The organism is Kocuria rosea subsp. polaris (assembly GCF_001483755.1).
In the GTDB taxonomy this organism is placed as follows: Bacteria; Actinomycetota; Actinomycetes; order Actinomycetales; family Micrococcaceae; genus Kocuria; species Kocuria cellulosilytica.
In genome coordinates this window covers 349,219-366,565 of record NZ_LQBK01000004.1, presented here as the reverse complement: position 1 = coordinate 366,565, position 17,347 = coordinate 349,219, and the positions used below count along the sequence as shown (strand labels likewise).

At 73.3% G+C, this 17,347-nt stretch carries 13 protein-coding genes; 7 read left to right on the top strand and 6 right to left on the bottom strand.

The window, feature by feature from the left end:
• Positions 1–31: 31 nt before the first annotated feature.
• Positions 32–2,254: a bifunctional anthranilate synthase component I family protein/class IV aminotransferase gene (locus tag AVL61_RS04075; RefSeq protein ID WP_082696943.1), complete on the top strand. Its 2,223-nt coding sequence runs from the start codon at positions 32–34 to the stop codon at positions 2,252–2,254.
• On the opposite strand, the gene ligM is transcribed toward AVL61_RS04075, so the two are convergent.
• The 4 genes from ligM to AVL61_RS04055 form a co-directional block, all read right to left on the bottom strand.
• Positions 2,215–3,624 carry a vanillate/3-O-methylgallate O-demethylase gene (ligM, locus tag AVL61_RS04070; RefSeq protein WP_058873051.1) on the bottom strand — a complete coding sequence of 470 codons (1,410 nt, stop codon included), beginning with the start codon at positions 3,622–3,624 and terminating at the stop codon, positions 2,215–2,217. The two genes, AVL61_RS04075 and ligM, sit on opposite strands and share 40 nt — an antisense overlap.
• A gap of 62 nt (positions 3,625–3,686) precedes the next feature.
• Positions 3,687–4,541, bottom strand: a complete 855-nt coding sequence (purU, locus tag AVL61_RS04065; RefSeq protein ID WP_058873050.1) for a formyltetrahydrofolate deformylase — start codon at positions 4,539–4,541, stop codon at positions 3,687–3,689.
• Between the two features lie 17 nt (positions 4,542–4,558).
• Positions 4,559–5,431, bottom strand: coding sequence for a methylenetetrahydrofolate reductase (locus tag AVL61_RS04060; RefSeq protein WP_058873049.1), 873 nt, complete (start codon positions 5,429–5,431; stop codon positions 4,559–4,561).
• A 170-nt stretch (positions 5,432–5,601) separates the two neighbouring features.
• A complete protein-coding gene (locus AVL61_RS04055) occupies positions 5,602–6,369 on the bottom strand; it encodes a GAF and ANTAR domain-containing protein (protein WP_058873048.1) in 768 nt (255 codons plus the stop codon).
• Between the two features lie 261 nt (positions 6,370–6,630).
• On the opposite strand from AVL61_RS04055, the gene AVL61_RS04050 reads away from it, so the two are divergent.
• Positions 6,631–7,848, top strand: a complete 1,218-nt coding sequence (locus AVL61_RS04050; RefSeq protein ID WP_058873047.1) for an MFS transporter — start codon at positions 6,631–6,633, stop codon at positions 7,846–7,848.
• On the opposite strand, the gene AVL61_RS04045 is transcribed toward AVL61_RS04050, so the two are convergent.
• A complete protein-coding gene (locus AVL61_RS04045; protein ID WP_058873046.1) occupies positions 7,835–8,875 on the bottom strand; it encodes a LacI family DNA-binding transcriptional regulator in 1,041 nt (346 codons plus the stop codon). The genes AVL61_RS04050 and AVL61_RS04045 overlap by 14 nt on opposite strands.
• A 192-nt stretch (positions 8,876–9,067) precedes the next feature.
• Between AVL61_RS04045 and AVL61_RS04040 the strand changes: the two genes are divergently transcribed.
• From AVL61_RS04040 to AVL61_RS04020, 5 genes are all read left to right on the top strand, one after another.
• Positions 9,068–10,408 carry an extracellular solute-binding protein gene (locus tag AVL61_RS04040; RefSeq protein WP_197412634.1) on the top strand — a complete coding sequence of 447 codons (1,341 nt, stop codon included), beginning with the start codon at positions 9,068–9,070 and terminating at the stop codon, positions 10,406–10,408.
• A complete protein-coding gene (locus AVL61_RS04035; protein ID WP_157571280.1) occupies positions 10,408–11,313 on the top strand; it encodes a carbohydrate ABC transporter permease in 906 nt (301 codons plus the stop codon). The genes AVL61_RS04040 and AVL61_RS04035 overlap by 1 nt, the downstream gene beginning before the upstream one ends.
• Before the next feature lie 4 nt (positions 11,314–11,317).
• Entirely contained in the window at positions 11,318–12,235 is a 918-nt protein-coding gene (locus tag AVL61_RS04030; RefSeq protein ID WP_082696942.1) for a carbohydrate ABC transporter permease, read from the top strand.
• 29 nt (positions 12,236–12,264) lie between these two features.
• On the top strand, positions 12,265–14,646 hold the full coding sequence (locus AVL61_RS04025) for a glycoside hydrolase family 3 N-terminal domain-containing protein (RefSeq protein ID WP_058873045.1): 2,382 nt from the start codon (positions 12,265–12,267) through the stop codon (positions 14,644–14,646).
• A gap of 150 nt (positions 14,647–14,796) precedes the next feature.
• Positions 14,797–15,966: an endo-1,4-beta-xylanase gene (locus AVL61_RS04020; protein ID WP_058873044.1), complete on the top strand. Its 1,170-nt coding sequence runs from the start codon at positions 14,797–14,799 to the stop codon at positions 15,964–15,966.
• Positions 15,967–16,073: 107 nt separating this feature from the next.
• Here the strand turns inward: AVL61_RS04020 and AVL61_RS04015 are convergent, their stop codons facing one another.
• Positions 16,074–17,240, bottom strand: coding sequence for an ROK family transcriptional regulator (locus tag AVL61_RS04015; RefSeq protein WP_058873043.1), 1,167 nt, complete (start codon positions 17,238–17,240; stop codon positions 16,074–16,076).
• Positions 17,241–17,347: the final 107 nt, after the last annotated feature.

Here is a 17,347-nt window from a genome sequence, read left to right as displayed (position 1 = left end):
GCGGTCGCCGGCGGGATGGGATCATGTCCCCATGAGCCACGACGTGACCGCCGCCCCCGGAGGCGGCCGCTCCCCGCGCGCGCCGGGGGAGACGACAGGGACCGGCCCGGCGCGGGCGGAGGTCCTCACCGGGGTCCGGCTGTCCCCGGTGCAGATGCTGCGGGCCCTGCGGGACCAGCCCGGGCTGGTGGGGCTGTTCGGCGACTGGCACGACGGGGACACCGTGATCGGCTTCCGGCCGCTCCGGGTGCTGGGCGCCGACGAGGACCCCTTCGCGGCCCTGGACGCCCTCCCCCCGCAGGCGCACGACCCCGCGGCGGACGGCACCCGGGAGACCGGTGCCCACGGGGCCGGCGCCCCCGCGGACGGCCCCGGTCCCGCCGTCGGCGGCGGCTGGATCGGCTTCCTCGGCTACCAGCTGGCCCGGCGGCTCGAGCGGCTCCCCGCCGCCCCGCCGCGCCCCGCCCGGCTGCCGGACCACCACCTCGGCTACTACGACCACGTGCTGCGCCACCGCGCCGCGGACGGCGCGTGGGTGCTCGAGTGGCTGCCCGGCACGGACCCGGCCCGGACGGCGGCGGCGCGGGAGCTGGCCCTGGCGGCGCCGGGCGTTCCGCATGCCCCCGCGCCCTACCGCTGCGGGCCGTTCACGGCCGACGCCTCGGCCGCCGCGCACGCCGCCGCCGTGACCGCGGTGCTGGGCCACATCCGGGACGGCGACGTCTTCCAGACCAACGTCTGCCGCGGGCTCGAGGGCGGTTTCGAGGGCGATCCCCTGGACCTGTTCTGCGCCGGGCTCGAGGCCCTGTCCCCCCGCTTCGCGGCCTTCCTGCGCCTGCCCACGGGGGCGGTGGCGAGCCTGTCCCCGGAGCTGTTCCTGCGCCGCACCGGGTGCACGGTGCTGACGTCCCCGATCAAGGGCACCGCACCGGCCGCGAGCGACCCCGCCGCGCTGCACGCCTCGGCGAAGAACCGGGCGGAGAACGTCATGATCGTGGACCTGATGCGCAACGACCTCTCCCGGGCGTGCGTGCCCGGATCGGTGCGGGCCCCCGCGGCGCCCCGGGTCGAGCCGCACACCGGGGTCCACCACCTGGTGGCGGACGTGCACGGGCGGCTGCCCGAAAGCCTCGGGGACGGGGCGCTGCTGCGCGCCACGTTCCCGCCGGGGTCCTGCACGGGCGCGCCCAAGATCCGTGCCATGGAGATCGTCAACGCGCTCGAGCCCGCGGCCCGCGAGGTCTACACGGGGGCGATCGGCTGCGCGGGCCCGGTCGGTCTCGTGCTCAACGTGGCGATCCGCACCTTCGAGTTCACCGGGGACCGGGTCCGGCTCGGGGTGGGCGGCGGGATCGTGGCCGACTCCGACCCCGCGGACGAGGCGCACGAGACGCTCGTGAAGGCGGTGCCCCTGCTCGACGCCGTCGGGGCCGTGCTGGACGAGGAGCTCCGGCGGGACTGGGACGGGCACCGGCCCGCGAGCGGCCCCGAGCACCTCCCGGCCCTGCCGGCCCTCCCGCCGGTCCTCGCGGAGGGGGTCTTCACCACGCTGCTCGTGCGGGAGGGAGCGCCCGTGGACCTCGACGCCCACCTCGAGCGGCTCGGCGCCAGCTGCCTCGCCTGCTGCGGCGCGGCCCTGCCCCCGGGCGTCCGCGGCGAGGTCGTCGCCCGCGCCGCCGGGCTCCCCGGCCCGCACCGACTGCGGATCACGGCGGTCCCCGCCCCGGGGGGCACCCTGACCGTGACGGTCACGGCCACGGCCCTGCCGCCGGAGCCGGTGCCGCCCTGGCGGCTCGTCCCCGTCCGGCTGCCCGGCGGTCTCGGCGGGCACAAGTGGGCGGACCGCCGGGCGCTGGCCCACGAGCCGGTCCCGGGCCTGTGGTCGCGCAGCTGCGACCCGCTGCTCGTGGACGCCGACGGCACGCTCCTGGAGACGGGCCGGGCCAACGTCTTCGTCGTCGTCGACGGCGCCGTGCTCACCCCGCCCGCGGACGGCCGGATCCTGCCCGGGGTGGTGCGCGCCCGGGTGCTGGCGGCGCTGCGCGCCGCCGGGGCCGACGTCCGCGAGCGCCCGGTGCGGTGGGCGGAGCTCGCCCGCGCCACCGAGGTGTTCGTGACCAACTCGGTGGCGGGCGCGCACCCCGTCGGGTCCGTCGACGGGGTGCGCCGCTGGGAGCCGGGGCCCGTGCTGCGCGCCCTGGGACCGCTCCTCGGTCAGCCCTGGGACGAGGCGGTCCGCCAGCCGCCGTGGTAGTCCTTGCGGACCACCTCGGAGTAGGGCACGGGGCTGACCACGGCGCGGACCTCGAGCTGCTCGTGCGGTTCCACGGTGGTCTTGCGGCTGCCGCCGTCGGGCTCGCCCCAGACCACCTTGAGCTCGGTGCCCTCGGGCACGTTCGGGTCGAGGGTGGCCAGGGACAGGCCCTTGCGCTCGTTGTAGCTGTAGCCGGTGAACATGGACAGGCCCACGGTGCGGCCGTCGGCGTCGACCACCGCGTCGTAGTTGGACGAGCCGTAGTTGGCCAGGGGCAGGTCGAAGTACTTGTAGTCCGGGCCCTCGGTGTCGAAGAGGGAGGCGAAGATCTTCGTCATGTCCTCGGCGTTCCAGGCCAGCGTCGCCTTCCGGCGCTGGGTCGCGGGGTCGACCTGCTCCAGGGCGTCGCGGCCGATGAAGTCGTGGTCGAACTTCACGAAGGACCCGTAGCCCAGCTCCCAGGGCGTGAGGTAGTAGTCCTCGATGTTCTCGGAGACGAAGCTGCCGGCGAGCGCGTTGGTGGCCTCGTAGCTGTCCGCGCCGAGCCACTTCCGGTAGTCCGCCGTGCCCTCGCCGGTGTAGATGGCCGGCAGCGGGGACGGGATCCAGCCCGACTCGAGGGTGTTCGAGGGGTACGCCCGGGCGCCGACGGGGACGATGCCGAACTCGGCGCCGACCTCGAGGATCGTGGCCCGGACCTGGTCGTAGGACTCGTAGGGCCCCCAGATCTCCAGGCCGGGGGCGCCGGCCATACCGTGGCGCAGGGTGCGGACCTGGGCGCCGCCCACGTTCATCCGGTCCATGGTGAAGAACTTCAGCTGCTCGAGCGGACCGCCGTTGAGCCTCTCGATGATCTGCCACGCGTTCGGGCCCTGGATCTGGAAGCGCCAGTACTTCCGGACCACGGGCTTGCCCATCGGGCGGGACGGGGAGCGGCGGTCGACCTCGATGTCGACGTCGTAGCCGCCGGTCTCGCCGTGGTAGAGCAGCCAGTTGGCGGCCGGGGCGCGACCCACGTAGACGTACTCGTCCTCCTCCTGGTGGAACAGGATGCCGTCGCCGATGACGTGGCCGGCCGGGGTGGTGGGCACGTACTGCTTGGCCTTGTTCACGGGAAACGTCTTCGTGCTGTTGATCGCGGTGTCCGAGATCAGCTTCAGCGCGTCCTTGCCGCGGATGAACAGGTTGTCCATGTGGTGGGACTGGTCGTAGAGCACGGCGGTCTCCCGCCACGCCTTCTGCTCGCTGCGCCAGTTGTGGAACTCGGGCGCCACGACGGGATAGATGTACGCGCCGATCTGCGAGTTGCGCAGCAGCTCGACGGTGCCGTTCGAGGCGTCGAGGACGTCCTGGAGGGTGCGGGGTGCCACGGTGAGCTCCTTCTCTGCGGTGGTGCCCCGGGGCGGTGCGCGCCCGGGGCGGGAACGGGGATTCAGAACACGATGGTCTGCCGGTCGTGCCGGATGATGCGGTCCTGGCAGTGCCACAGCACGGCGCGGGAGAGCACCTGGCGCTCGACGTCCGCGCCGCGGCGGGCCAGCTCCTGGGCGGAGTCCCGGTGCGAGGCCCGGACCACGTCCTGCTCGATGATCGGCCCCTCGTCGAGGTCCTCGGTGACGTAGTGCGCGGTGGCGCCGATGATCTTCACGCCCCGCTCCTTGGCCTTCCGGTACGGCTCGGCCCCGATGAAGGCCGGCAGGAACGAGTGGTGGATGTTGATCACCGGGACGCCCACGGCCTCGAGGAACGGCGAGGAGAGGATCTGCATGTAGCGCGCGAGCACCACGAGGTCGACGTTGCCCTGCAGCAGGCGCAGGTGCTCCGCCTCGGCCGCCGCCCTGTCCCGGGTGGGGACGTGGAAGAACGGGATGCCGAAGCCGCGGACGTCCTCGGCCATGTCGGGGTGGTTGGAGACGACCATGGAGATGGTCATGGGCAGCTCGCCCCGGCGCTGGCGCCAGATGAGGTCCAGCAGGCAGTGGTCGGACTTCGAGGCGAAGATCGCCACCCGCCGCGGCACCGAGAGGTCCGTGAACCGCCACTCCAGCTCGAAGCCGTCGCCGAGGGCCGCGCCGAGGTCCTGCTCGAGCGCGGGACGCCGCGCCGGGTAGCCGGGCAGGTGGAAGACCGTGCGCTGGAAGAACGCCCCGCCCTCCGGGTCGTCCGAGTGCTGGTCGAGGGCCACGATGTTCGCCCCGTGCCGGGCGAGCACCGAGGTGACCACGGCGACGATCCCCGGCTGGTCCCGGCCGTGCACCACCAGGCTGGCGTGGTCCGGGCGGAGCATCGACGGTCCGCCGGGGCTCACGGGGTCCCCCCGTCCGCGCCGAACCCGCGGACCCACTCGGCCGTGGCCCGCAGCCCGCCGAACGTGTAGAAGTGCAGCCGCACCTGCCCGTGGACGGCGGGGTCGTGGCCGGCGGCGAGGTCGCGCAGGAACCGGTCCGGGCCCGCGGTGCCCAGCAGGTTCGTCAGGGAGAAGCCGTACTTCTGGACGATGCCGGCCGAGGTGCCCACGCCGAAGCGGCGCGCGTAGCCGAGCAGGCGCTTGACGCCCGCCGGCCCGGGCACCCCGATCCGCACCGGGGCGTCGACGCCCCGGCGGCGCACCTCGGCCAGCCACTCCAGGACCGGGTCCTTGTCGAAGCCGAACTGGGTGATGATCTCGGGCTCGAGGCCCTGCTCGCGGATCGCGGCGGTCTTGTCGGTCAGGGCCGCCCAGAGGACGTCGTCGCCGATGTCGGGGTGGCCCTCCGGGTAGCCGCTGACGCCCACCCCCCGCACGCCGTGCTGCTGGAGCACCCCGGTGCGGATGACGGACAGGGAGTCCTCGTACGGGCCCTCCGGGGTCTCGGGGTCCCCGCCCACCACGAAGACGTGCTCGGCGGCGCCGACCTCCGCGAGCGCCGCCAGGAACTCCTCGAGCTCGTCCTGGGAGCGCAGCCGCCGCGCCGAGAGGTGGGGCACCGGGACGAACCCGTGCTCCCGCACGGCGCGGGCCGCGGCCACCCGCATGGCGAGGTCCTCGTTGCCGAGGAAGGTCACGTTGATCCGGGTCCCCGGGGGGATCTCGGCGGCGGCCTCCTCCAGGGCCGGGACGTCCTTGCCCGTCATCTCGAGGGAGAAGTCCTGGAGCAGCGCGGCGGCCGGTCCGGCGTGGGGCGTGTCGATCGGCATCGATCCACTTCCTTTCCGCGGGACGCGCCCGGGAGCGCGCCGCGGGGCTGAGGGCGTTCGGTCTCGCCGCCAGTGTTGCAGGTCACAATAACTATGTACAGAGTGTTTCTGGTGCGACCGGCCGGCGGGGACCCGATGCGTGCCCGCGAGACGTCCCGGCCGAAGAGGCCTCAGCCGCCGCGGGAGCCCGGTGCGGACCGGGCGGGCCGGCGCGGCAGGGACAGCTGCCCGGTCTCCACGACCTCGGTGGCGATCTCGGCCAGCTTCCGATTGCCGTCCTGGCTGGCCACGCGCAGCAGCTCGTGCGCCTGCTCCCGGGTGAGCTTGTGCTGGGCCATCAGCACCCCGATGGCGGTCCCGATCTCCCGGTTGGACCGCAGCGCGGCCTCCAGGTTCTGCGCCCGCTGCTGGGTCAGCGCCAGCGACACCGCCCACGCGGCGTGCGTGGCCAGCAGCGTGCCGGTCCACTGCGCGGACGCGTCGAAGGCGCCGGGGACGTCGGAGTACAGGTTCAGCCCCGCCAGCAGGTCCGGGTCCGCGACCAGGGTCAGGCGGTAGGCCAGGGCGCTGCGCACCCCCAGCTCCTGGGCGACCCGCGTCCCGTACTCCGGCCAGCGCCCGTCCCGGGCCAGATCCGCCGAGCAGTGCACGCTGTCCTCCAGCACCGTGTCCACGCACGGGCCCGCGCCCAGCTCGTACTGCAGCGCGTCGGCGGCCCGGGCCGTCTCCCCGGTCGCGGCCAGGGTGCGGAACGTGCCGTGGCGCAGCGTGGTGATGCTCGCCCACCGCGCCCCGGGCAGCACCTGCACCGCGTGCTCGATCACCGCGTCCACCAGGGTGTCGGCCGTCGCGTTCCGCAGCTGCTCCCCCAGCCGCACCACCGCGTCGGCGACCTCGGCCAGCCCGGCCGGATCGGCCGGCGACACCGACACACCCATGAGCACTCCTCCACCGTTCCGGCCACGGACGCCCTCGCCCGGCGGACCGGGCCCTGCTGCTGAGGCGTCCTGAGAGTCTAGCGAAGGCCCCTGGGAGGCCTCCCTGCCGGCCGGGCCCGCTCGTCACACTCACGGGTCCGGCACCGTGCGCGGCGGCAGGGAGAGACGGTGATCCCGGAGTACTGTGGACCCGCGCAGCTCGAGGGCGGCCGGCGTCGCCGGTCTCCGGGCCGCGAGCCACCCCGGAAGGAGACCTCCCTCGTGCCGACCCCGCACGCCGATCCGACGACGGTCCCGACGTCCCGCAGGGCGCTGGTCTACCTCGCCGTGTGCGTGGTGCTGGTCGGCCTGAACCTGCGCACCGTCTTCTCCAGCTTCTCCGCGATCCTTCCGGAGATCACCGCGGCCGCCGGCCTCCCCGGGTGGGCGGTCACCGTGCTGACCACGGCCCCTGTCACGCTGCTCGGCGTCTTCGCGCCGTTCGCGCCGCGCCTGGCCCGGCGGTTCGGTCCGGAGAACGTGCTGCTGGGCGCCATGGTGGTCCTGACCCTGGGCCTGCTGGCCCGCGGGCTCCCGCTGCCCGGGGCAAGCGCCCTGCCCCTGTTGCTCGCGGGGACGGTCGCGTGCGGCGCCGCGATCGCCCTGGGCAACGTGCTGCTGCCCTCCATCGTGAAACGGGACTTCGCCCACCGCATCGGCCTGATGAGCGGGCTCTACACCACCGCGATCTGCGCCTCCGCCGCCCTCGGCGCGGGCCTCACCTACCCGGTGTACCAGGCCACGGACTCCTGGCGCGGCTCCCTGGCGGTGTGGGCGGTCCCCGCGGCGGTCGTGGTGCTCCTGCTGGTCCCGGTGGCGCTCCACCACCGCACCGCCGGCCCCCCGCCGCCCGGCACCGGCGGGCCCGGCCCGTGGGGCTCGGCGGTGGCCTGGCAGATCACCCTGTTCATGGTCTTCCAGGCGATGATGTCCTTCAGCGTCTTCGCCTGGCTGGCCCCCATCCTGCGCGAGCGCGGGATCGACGGGGCCACCGCGGGGCTGATCGTGGCGGTGTCCATCCTGCTGCAGATGACGGGCTCGCTCTTCGCCCCGGTCCTGGCCGCACGCCTGGCGGACCAGCGGGTGCTCAACGCCGTGGTGGCCCTGATGGCGGGCGGCGGGTTCGTGCTCTCCATCTTCGGGCCGACCGAGCTGATCTGGGTCTGGACCGGGCTGCTCGGCCTGGGCCAGGGCAGCCTCACCGCGGTGGCCCTGACGATGATCGCCCTGCGCACCCGCAGCAGCCACATGGCGGTGCGGCTCTCGGGCATGATGCAGGGCGTCGGCTACGGCCTGGGCTCCTCCGGCACGTTCCTGGTGGGGCAGCTGCTGCACTGGACCGGGGGCTTCGCCGCCGCCGGCGTCATGTTCGCCGTGGTCGGCGCGCTCGCGGCGGTCTTCGGCTGGCAGGCCGGCAGGGCCCGCCTCATCCGGGAGTGACGGCCTCTTCCGCGCCGCCCCGGGGCGGCGCGGTGGAGGAGCGCTCGACGAGCGAGGTCTGCAGCTGGAGCGGGTGGGCCCGGCGCGAGCCGCCGGCCAGGAGGGTGACGGCGCGCTCGACGGCCATCTCGCCCATCGCGTGCAGGGGCTGGCGCACCGTGGTCAGCTTGGGCGAGGCCCAGCGGGCGATCAGCGTGTCGTCGAAGCCGACGACGCTGAGGTCCTCGGGCACCCGCAGCGACGCCTGCCGCGCCGCCTCGAAGGCGCCGAGCGCCGACTCGTCGGAGGCCGCGAAGAGCGCCGTGGGCGGGTGCTCGAGCTCGAGCAGCTCCTGGGCCCCGGCGAAGCCGGCCTCGTAGCTGAAGCCGTTGCCCGTCACGAGCTCCGGGTCGTGCGGGACCTCCGCGCTCTCGAGGGCGCTGCGGTATCCTGCCAGGCGCTCGCGGGCCGGGAGGGACTGCCCCGGGCCGCCGAGGTGGCCGATCCGGCGGTGCCCCAGCTCCAGGAGGTGGGTGGTGGCCTCGTACCCGCCGGCCCAGTTGGTGGAGCCGATGCTGGGCACCGTGGACGGGAGGCTGTTCACGGGGTCGATGGCCACCAGCGGGACCTGCGCGTGGGCCGCGGCGGCCACCTGCTCCGCGGTCAGCGGCGTGGTGACCGCGATGACCGCGGTCTCGCCCCGGCGGCCGCAGCGGGCGAACCACTCGTCGGAGAACGGGGGGACGTCGCCCTGCTCGAGGCTCGGCAGCGTGCTCAGCAGCAGGTCGGCGTCGGCGCGGCCGCAGGCGTCCACCGCACCGGCCATGACCTGGAGGGAGTAGTTGCTCTCCAGGGTGTCGAAGACGAGCACGATGGCCGGCCGGGGCCGGCGGGCGGCCGAGCCCGTGTAGCCCAGGGCGGCGACCGCGGCCCGCACCTTCTCCCGCGTGTCCTCCCCCACGTCCGGGCGGCCGTTGAGCACCTTGGAGACCGTGCCCTTGGAGACGCCGGCCTGCGCGGCGACCTGGCTCAACGTGGTTCGCTTCATGGCAACGGTCTCCTCGGACGCCGGGCGGATCCTCGGGGGGCGACGAAACGTTTCGCCGCACCCCGGAGCAGTGTCCCCGGTCACACCAGGGGGTTGACGGGTGTGAAACAGGCCACTTACTCTTCTCGCAGCGAAACGCTACACGAAAAGTTTCGTAAGCGCAACGTATCGCTCAACGATGAGGAGAACGCCATGTCCACCCACCGCAGCCTCCGCCCCGCGCCCGCCGGCGCGCACCGGGTCCCCTTCTCCCGCCGCTCCCTGTCCCGCATCGCACTGGTGGGCGCCGCGGCCCTGGCCCTCGCCGGGTGCGGCGGCGGCGCCCAGGCCGGCGGGGACGGCGGGGCCACCGCCTGGACCCTCACCGGCGGCGCCGAGGAGACCTTCCGCACCTCCTTCGAGGCCTGGAACGAGAACCACCCCGACACCCCCGTCAGCGCCGAGTACTTCGCGAACGACGCCTTCAAGGAGAAGATCCGCACGAGCGTGGGCTCCGGCAACGCACCGACCCTGATCTACAACTGGGGCGGCGACAACCTGGAGAGCTACGTCGAGAACGGCAACGTGGTGGAGCTGACCGGTGAGGTGCCCGAGATGGAGGAGCGGGCCCTCGACTCCGTCCTGGAGACCGGCAAGGTGGACGGCACGCTCTACGCCGTCCCGAACAACAACACCCAGCCGGTGATCCTGTACTACAACACCAAGCTCTTCGAGGACGCCGGGGTGAAGGTCCCCACCACCTGGGACGAGATGCTGGACGCCGTGGAGGCCTTCAAGGCCGAGGGCGTCACGCCGATCTCCGTGGCCGGCTCCAGCCAGTGGCCGTACCTCATGTGGATCCAGTACCTCACCGACCGGATCGGCGGGCCGGAGGTGTTCCAGGCCGTCGTGGACGGCGAGGAGGGCGCGTGGTCGCACCCCGCGATCACCGAGTCCCTGGAGAAGATCCAGGAGCTCGTCGAGGCCGGCGGCTTCGGCGACACCTACGGGTCGGTGGTGGCCGACGCGGGCGCCGACGTGGCCCTCGTGCACACCGACCAGGCGGCCATGATGCTGCACGGCAGCTGGGTCTACTCCAGCTTCCTCACCGACGCCCCCGAGTGGACCGCCGAGGGGAACCTGGGCTACACCGAGTTCCCCGTGGTCGAGGGCGGACAGGGCGACCCGCAGAACATCGTGGGCAACCCGGCGAACTTCTGGGCCGTCTCCGCGGACGCGAGCGAGGAGCAGCAGGCCACGGCCATCGAGTACCTGAACGAGATGAACCTCGACGGCACCGCGGTCGACACGCTCTTCGACGCCGGGCTGATCCCCGCCGTGGACGGCGTGGAGGACCAGATCGCCGACACCGAGCACCCGGAGTACCTCGACTTCGCCTACTCGATGGTCCAGGACGCGCCCCACTTCCAGCTGTCCTGGGACCAGGCGCTCCCGGCCGACCAGGGGCAGGCCCTGCTGACCAACCTCAGCCAGGTCTTCGCCGGCGAGATGAGCCCGGAGGAGTTCCAGACCGCGATGAACGGCACGCTGTGATGCTGAAGCGCACGCCGTCGAGGCGGACGCGCCGGGCGGGGGCCGGCCCCAGCAACTGGCTGCTGGCCCCCGCCCTGGTCTTCTTCGGCATCTTCTCGATCGGCCCGCTGCTCGGCGTGCTGGTCCTGTCCTTCATGCAGTGGGACGGGCTGGGCACGCCGCAGTGGGCGGGCGGGGACAACTGGGCCTCGGTGCTCGAGGACCCGGTGTCCCTGCAGGCCATGTGGCTGACCGTCAAGCTGACGCTGCTGAGCTACGCCGTGCAGTTCCCGCTGAGCCTCCTGCTCGGCGTGTTCATGGCCGGCCGCCAGCGGTACCGGGAGTTCCTCTCCGTGCTGTACTTCCTGCCGATGCTCTTCTCCGCCGCGGCGGTCGGCATCGCCTTCCGGGCCCTGCTCGACCCGAACTTCGGGCTCTCGAGGGCGTTCGACTCGGCGCTGCTCAGCCAGGACTGGCTCGGCGATCCGAGCCTGGCCTTCTACGTGGTCGTGTTCGTCATCTCGTGGTCCTTCATCCCGTTCCACTCGCTGCTCTACCAGGCGGGGGTCCGGCAGATCCCGCAGAGCATGTACGAGGCCGCCACGATCGACGGCGCGGGAACGGTGCGCAAGTTCTTCTCGATCACGCTGCCGCAGCTGAAGTACACGATCGTGACGTCCTCCACGCTGATGCTGGTCGGCTCCCTGACCTACTTCGACCTCGTCTTCAGCCTCACCGGGGGCGGACCCGGCACCGCGACCCGCATCCTGCCCCTGGACATGTACCTGACCGGATTCCGCAGCAACCAGATGGGCGAGGCCAGTGTCCTGGCGGTCATCCTCGTCGCCGTGGGGCTCACGCTCGCCCTCGGCCTGCAACGGCTCACCGGGGCCGACAAGATGGAGAGCCAGGCGGAAGGTGCATAGTCCCATGAGCACACGACTCGCGGACGCCCGTCCCGGGAGCACGCAGTCCCAGCGCACACAGTCCCGGAGCACACCCCCTGGGAGCGCGCCCCGCTCCCGCTCCCGCCGCCGGGGCCTGCCGAACATCCCGGCGGCCGTGGGCGGGTGGCTGTGGCTGGCCGCGATCATCATCCCGATCTACTACATGGCCATCACGAGCCTGAAGCCCCGCGAGGACTACTACTCCACGAACCCGCTGGTGCCCTCGTCCCCGACGTTCGCCCCGTACGCCACCGTCCTGGAGAACCAGTTCGCCCAGTACTTCGTGAACAGCGTGGTGGTGGTCGTGTGCACGGTCGCCGGGATCGTGTTCCTGTCCCTGCTCGCCTCGTACGTGATCGTGCGCAGCAGGACCGGACTGGCCGTGTTCTACAACCAGCTGTTCCTGCTGGGCATCGCCATCCCGATCCAGGCGACGATCATCCCGATCTACCTGATCATCGTCCAGCTGGGCCTCTACGACACCCTCACCGCCCTGGTCCTGCCCGGCATCGCCTCGGGGATCCCGATCACGGTCCTGATCCTGACCAACTTCATGCGGGACATCCCGAACGAGCTCTACGAGTCCATGACCCTCGACGGGGCGGGCGACTGGCGGGTCTTCCTCCGGCTCGTCCTCCCGCTGAGCGTGCCGGCCATCACCACCGTGGGCGTCTACAACGCCCTGAACAGCTGGAACAACTTCCTGTTCCCGCTGATCCTCACCCAGAGCTCCGACAAGCGCACGCTGCCCCTGGCCCTGTGGACCTACCAGGGGGAGTTCCAGGCCGACGTCCCCGCCGTCCTGGCCGCCGTCGTCCTGTCGGCGCTGCCGATCCTCGTCCTCTACATCTTCGGGCGCCGGCACCTCGTGGCCGGGCTCACCGCCGGCTTCGGCAAGTGACGCGCCCACCGACCAGAAAGAGCACCCCCATGACAGCACCCGAGACCGCATCCGAGACCGCACTGTGGAACGACCCCGCCCGCCCCGTCGCCGAACGCGTCGACGCCCTGCTGCAGGAGCTGACCCTCGAGGAGAAGGCCGGCCAGCTCGGCAGCTACTGGCTGCGCCCCGACCCGGAGGAGGCCACGGGCGGCGCGGCCCCCATGGAGTCCGCCTTCGCCGACGACCGCTCGACCTTCGAGGCCGCGATCGCCCACGGGCTGGGCCACATCACCCGCGCCTTCGGCAGCGCGCCGATCTCCGCCGCGGACGGGGTGGAGCACCTGCGCACCCTGCAGCGCCAGGTCGTCGCGACCTCCCGGCTCGGGATCCCCGCCATCGCCCACGAGGAGTGCCTCACCGGGTTCACGACCCTCGGGGCCACCTGCTACCCGGCCGCCATCGCCTGGGGCGCCGCCTTCGACCCCGAGCTGGTCCGCACCATGGCCCGGCACATCGGGACCGACATGAAGGGCGTGGGCGTCCACCTCGGCCTGTCCCCCGTCCTCGACGTCGTCCGCGACTACCGCTGGGGCCGCGTCGAGGAGACCGTCGGCGAGGACCCCTACCTCGTGGGCGCCCTGACCACCGAGTACGTCCGCGGGCTCCAGGAGGCCGGCGTCGTCGCCACCCTGAAGCACTTCGCGGGCTACTCCGCCTCCCGCGCCGGGCGCAACCACGCCCCGGTCTCGATCGGGCCTCGGGAGCTCCGGGACGTCGTGCTCGTGCCCTTCGAGATGGCCGTCAAGCTCGGCGGGGCCGGCGCGGTGATGAACTCCTACGCGGACGTCGACGGCGTCCCGCCCGTCGCCGACCCCGAGCTGCTCACCACGCTCCTGCGGGAGACGTGGGGCTTCGAGGGCACGGTCGTGTCCGACTACTGGGCCGTGAGCTTCCTCGAGTCCATGCACCACGTGGCCGCGGACGCCCGCGACGCCGGCGTCCAGTCGCTGGCCGCGGGGATGGACGTCGAGCTGCCCGAGACCGGCTGCTTCGCCGACCTCGCCGGTGCCGTGCGGGACGGCGAGCTCGACGAGTCCCTGCTCGACCGCGCCGTGCGGCGGGTGCTGACGCAGAAGGTCGAGCTCGGCCTGCTCGACGAGGGCTTCGACCCCGGCGCGGCCGGCGGAGCCGTGGACCTCGACTCCCCGGCGAACCGGCGGCTCGCGCGCCGGATGGCCGAGGAGTCCGTCGTCCTGCTCAAGAACGACGGCGTCCTGCCGCTCGCCCAGGACACCACCCGGAAGGTCGCGGTCATCGGCCCCAGCGCCGGCCAGCCCCGCTCCTTCCTCGGCTGCTACAGCTTCACCAACCACGTCCTGTCCCGGTTCGGCGAGTCCGGCACCGGGATCGAGATCACCTCGATCGTCGACGCCCTCGCCGAGGAGTTCGCGGGCGGGCGGACCGCCTTCCGGAACGTCCGCGGCGTCGACTTCACCGACCCGGACACCAGCGGCATCGCCGAGGCCGTGGCCGCCGCCGAGGACGCCGACCTCGCGGTCGTGACCGTGGGCGACCTCGCGGGGCTGTTCGGCACGGGCACCTCCGGCGAGGGCTGCGACGTCGTCGACCTGTCCCTGCCCGGCCGGCAGGCGGACCTCGTCGAGGCGGTGCTCGCCACGGGCACCCCGGTGGTCCTCGTGCTCGTCACGGGCCGCCCCTACAGCCTCGGCGCGTTCGACGACCGCTGCGCGGCCGTCGTCCAGGCGTTCATGCCGGGCGAGGAGGGCGGGCACGCCGTCGCCGGGGTGCTCTCCGGACGGGTGAACCCCTCCGGGCGGCTGCCCGTGGGGATCCCCCGGCACGTGGGCGGCCAGCCCGGCACCTACCTGGCTCCCGCCCTGGGCGGGTACTCGGAGGGCGTCTCCAACCTCGACCCCCGGCCGCTGTACCCGTTCGGCCACGGCATCGGGTACTCGAGCTTCGCCTACGACGCGCTCGAGCTCTCCGCGGCCGAGATCGGCACCGACGGCACCGTGGACGTCGCGGTCACCGTGACCAACACCTCCGAGCGGGCCGGCCAGGAGGTCGTCCAGCTGTACCTGAGCGACCCCGTCGCCCAGGTCGTCCGGCCGCTGAAGATGCTCGTCGGCTTCGCCAAGATCGCGCTCGAGGCGGGGCAGAGCGCCCGCCTGGTCTTCTCCGTGCACGCCGACCGCACCTCGTTCACGGGCCGGGCCCTGCGCCGGATCGTGGAGCCGGGCGAGTTCGTCCTCCGGGCCGGGTCCTCCAGCGAGGACCTGCCCCTCGAGGGCCGGTTCACGGTCACCGGCGCGGTGCGGGACGTGGAGGACGCCGACCGCGTCCTCACGACCCCCGTCGAGGTCCGGGCCGCCGACCGCGCCCTCGCCACGGCCGCCGACGCCTCCTGAGCCCGGAGCGCGGGCCGCGCAGCGGCCCGCGNNGGCCCGCGCTCCGTCCACCCGCCCCTCCGACTCCGCCGCCCCTCCGACCCACTCCCCCGTTCCCATCCCCCTCCCCCATCCCCCCATCCCCCCATCCCCGACGAAGGAACCCCCGAGATGAGCAGACGAGCCCCCTTCCTCCGCGCCGGGGCGGCCACCGCCGTCGCCGCCCTGTGCCTCACCGTGGCCCCCCAGTCCGCGACCGCCGCCCCCGACTCCCGGCCCCCCGGCCTCGCGAAGCAGGACACCCTGCGCTGGAACACGCCGGAGGACTTCCGCATCGGCAGCGCCGTGGCCGGCGGAGGCCACCACACCAGCGCCGACTACCCGGAGCCCTTCCCCTCCGACCCCGAGTACCGCTCGGTCCTGGCCCGGGAGTTCAGCTCCCTGACCCCGGAGAACCAGATGAAGTGGGAGTTCATCCACCCCGAGGAGGGCGTGTACGACTTCGGCCCCGCCGACGACATCGTCGACTTCGCCGAGGCCAACGGGCAGGTCGTGCGCGGCCACACCCTCTTCTGGCACAGCCAGAACCCCGACTGGCTCGAGAACGGGGACCACACCCCCGAGGAGCTGCGGGCCCTCCTCAAGGAGCACATCTACACGGTGGTCGGCCACTACGAGGGCCGGATCCAGCAGTGGGAGGTCGCCAACGAGATCTTCGACGACAGCGGCAAGCTGCGCACGCAGGACAACATCTGGCTGCGCGAGCTGGGGCCGGGAATCATTGCCGACATCTTCCGCTGGGCCCACGACGCGGACCCGAACGCCCAGCTGTTCTTCAACGACTACAACGTGGAGGGCCTCAACGCGAAGTCCGACGCCTACTACGCCCTGATCCAGGACCTGCACGCCCAGGGCGTGCCCGTCCACGGCTTCGGCATGCAGACCCACCTGGGCCTCCAGTACGGCTTCGACGGGCGGATGCAGCAGAACCTCCAGCGCTTCGACGACCTCGGCCTGGAGACGGCCGTCACCGAGATCGACGTCCGCGGCCCGGTCGACGAGGACGACCGGATGAGCGAGAAGCTGCGGCAGAAGCAGGCCGACTGGTACCGCATGGCCCTCGAGGCGTGCCTGGCCGTGGAGGACTGCAACTCCTTCACCGTGTGGGGCGTGCTCGACGAGCACTCCTGGGTGCCGAACACCTTCCCCGGCTACGGGGACGCCCTGACCATGGAGGGCGACCACGAGCGCAAGCCCGCCTACGACGCGCTGCAGGAGACCCTGGTCCGGTCCCAGCCGGGCGGCGAGGCGAAGTGGAAGCACCACCCCGCGTTCCGCTGAGCCGATCGTCCGGCCGGAGCGCGACGGGGCCCGCTCGCACGAGCGGGCCCCGTCGTCGTCCCCTGCGGGGACCGGCCGCGGGGCGCCGGCGGATCAGCGCGGGAGGATCAGCGCCGGTCGATCCAGCGGGCCGGGGAGTCGTAGATCGGCTCGAGCGCCGTCGCGGCCGCACCGGTCAGGGCGGGACGGGCATCCGCCGCCGAGCGCTGGATCTCGACGGGCCCCACCTCCGCCGTGAGGGCGTGCGCCTCGAGGACCTCGCGCAGCACGGGCTCCAGCTCCGGCGCGATGGGGGCGAAGTACCCGGAGAGCACGACCGTCGAGAGGTCCAGCAGGTTCATCGAGTTCGCGAGCACCACGCCCAGGGGCCGCCCGATCATCTCCATGACCGCCGCCCGGCTCCGGAGCCGTTCGGCCGTGGCCGCCACGAGGTCCTCGATCCGGACGTCCTCCGGCAGTCCCGTCCTGCCCCGCAGCGCGTGGTAGCTGGCGTAGGCCTCGAGGCAGCCGCGCCGGCCGCACCGGCACAGCTCCCCGCCGGGGGTGATCGTGACGTGGCCCAGCTCCCCGGCCCAGCCGTGCTCGCCCCGGTGGATGCGCCCCTCCAGGACCACGGCGCCCCCGATGCCGGTCTGGCCGTGCAGGAACAGGAAGGACTCCCCGGGCCGGCGCAGGACCTCCGTGCGCGCGGCGAGCATGCTGTCGTTGCCGGCGGTCAGCGCCGCCGCCCGGAACGGCGGGAGCCGGCGGAGCCGCTCGACCAGCGGGACGTCCCGCCAGGCCAGGTTGGGGGCGGAGAGCACGGTGGCGCGGTCCGTGGAGAGCCGGCCGGGGACCGAGACGCAGACCCCGGCCAGGGGCACGTCCCGGCGCGGGGACAGGGCGGCCTCGAGCAGGCCGGCCAGCACGGAGACGACCTCGTCCACGGAGGCCCCGGCGAAGGCCCCGAACCGGGACTCCTCGTGCAGGACGCGGCCGCCGAGGTCCGTGACCAGGCACGCGAGGTGGTCGGCGGCGATCTCCAGGCCCACGCCCAGCACGGTCCCCCGGGCCACGGTCAGGGGGATCATCGGCCGGCCGGACACCCGGGCCGCCGCCTGCTGCCCCTCCACGAGCAGCCCGGCCTCCAGCAGCTCCTGCACCAGCTTGGAGACCGTGGGCTTGGTGAGGCCCGTGTGCTTCGCGATCCCGGCCCGGGAGACCGGGGCCTCCGCCCCGGCGACGGCGCGGAGCACGGTGGAGAGGTTGTGCTCCCGCAGGTGGCTCGACTGCACGGACGGCTCTCCTCTGGTGCGGGCGGGGACGGGTCCGGCGCGGATCCCGGCCGACCGGCGGGAAAGAAAAAATTCCCGCCGCTCTTTCCCCACGGTACTCCAGCACC

What these genes read in the sequence shown, in the direction of transcription:
- AVL61_RS04055 (WP_058873048.1), bottom strand. Translation starts at nt 6,369, where the DNA reads ATGGGTGTGTCGGTGTCGCCGGCCGATCCGGCCGGGCTGGCCGAGGTC.
- purU (WP_058873050.1), bottom strand. Translation starts at nt 4,541, where the DNA reads ATGCTCCGCCCGGACCACGCCAGCCTGGTGGTGCACGGCCGGGACCAG.
- AVL61_RS04035 (WP_157571280.1), top strand. Translation starts at nt 10,408, where the DNA reads ATGCTGAAGCGCACGCCGTCGAGGCGGACGCGCCGGGCGGGGGCCGGC.
- AVL61_RS04075 (WP_082696943.1), top strand. Translation starts at nt 32, where the DNA reads ATGAGCCACGACGTGACCGCCGCCCCCGGAGGCGGCCGCTCCCCGCGC.
- AVL61_RS04025 (WP_058873045.1), top strand. Translation starts at nt 12,265, where the DNA reads ATGACAGCACCCGAGACCGCATCCGAGACCGCACTGTGGAACGACCCC.
- AVL61_RS04030 (WP_082696942.1), top strand. Translation starts at nt 11,318, where the DNA reads ATGAGCACACGACTCGCGGACGCCCGTCCCGGGAGCACGCAGTCCCAG.
- AVL61_RS04040 (WP_197412634.1), top strand. Translation starts at nt 9,068, where the DNA reads ATGTCCACCCACCGCAGCCTCCGCCCCGCGCCCGCCGGCGCGCACCGG.
- AVL61_RS04060 (WP_058873049.1), bottom strand. Translation starts at nt 5,431, where the DNA reads ATGCCGATCGACACGCCCCACGCCGGACCGGCCGCCGCGCTGCTCCAG.
- AVL61_RS04045 (WP_058873046.1), bottom strand. Translation starts at nt 8,875, where the DNA reads ATGAAGCGAACCACGTTGAGCCAGGTCGCCGCGCAGGCCGGCGTCTCC.
- AVL61_RS04020 (WP_058873044.1), top strand. Translation starts at nt 14,797, where the DNA reads ATGAGCAGACGAGCCCCCTTCCTCCGCGCCGGGGCGGCCACCGCCGTC.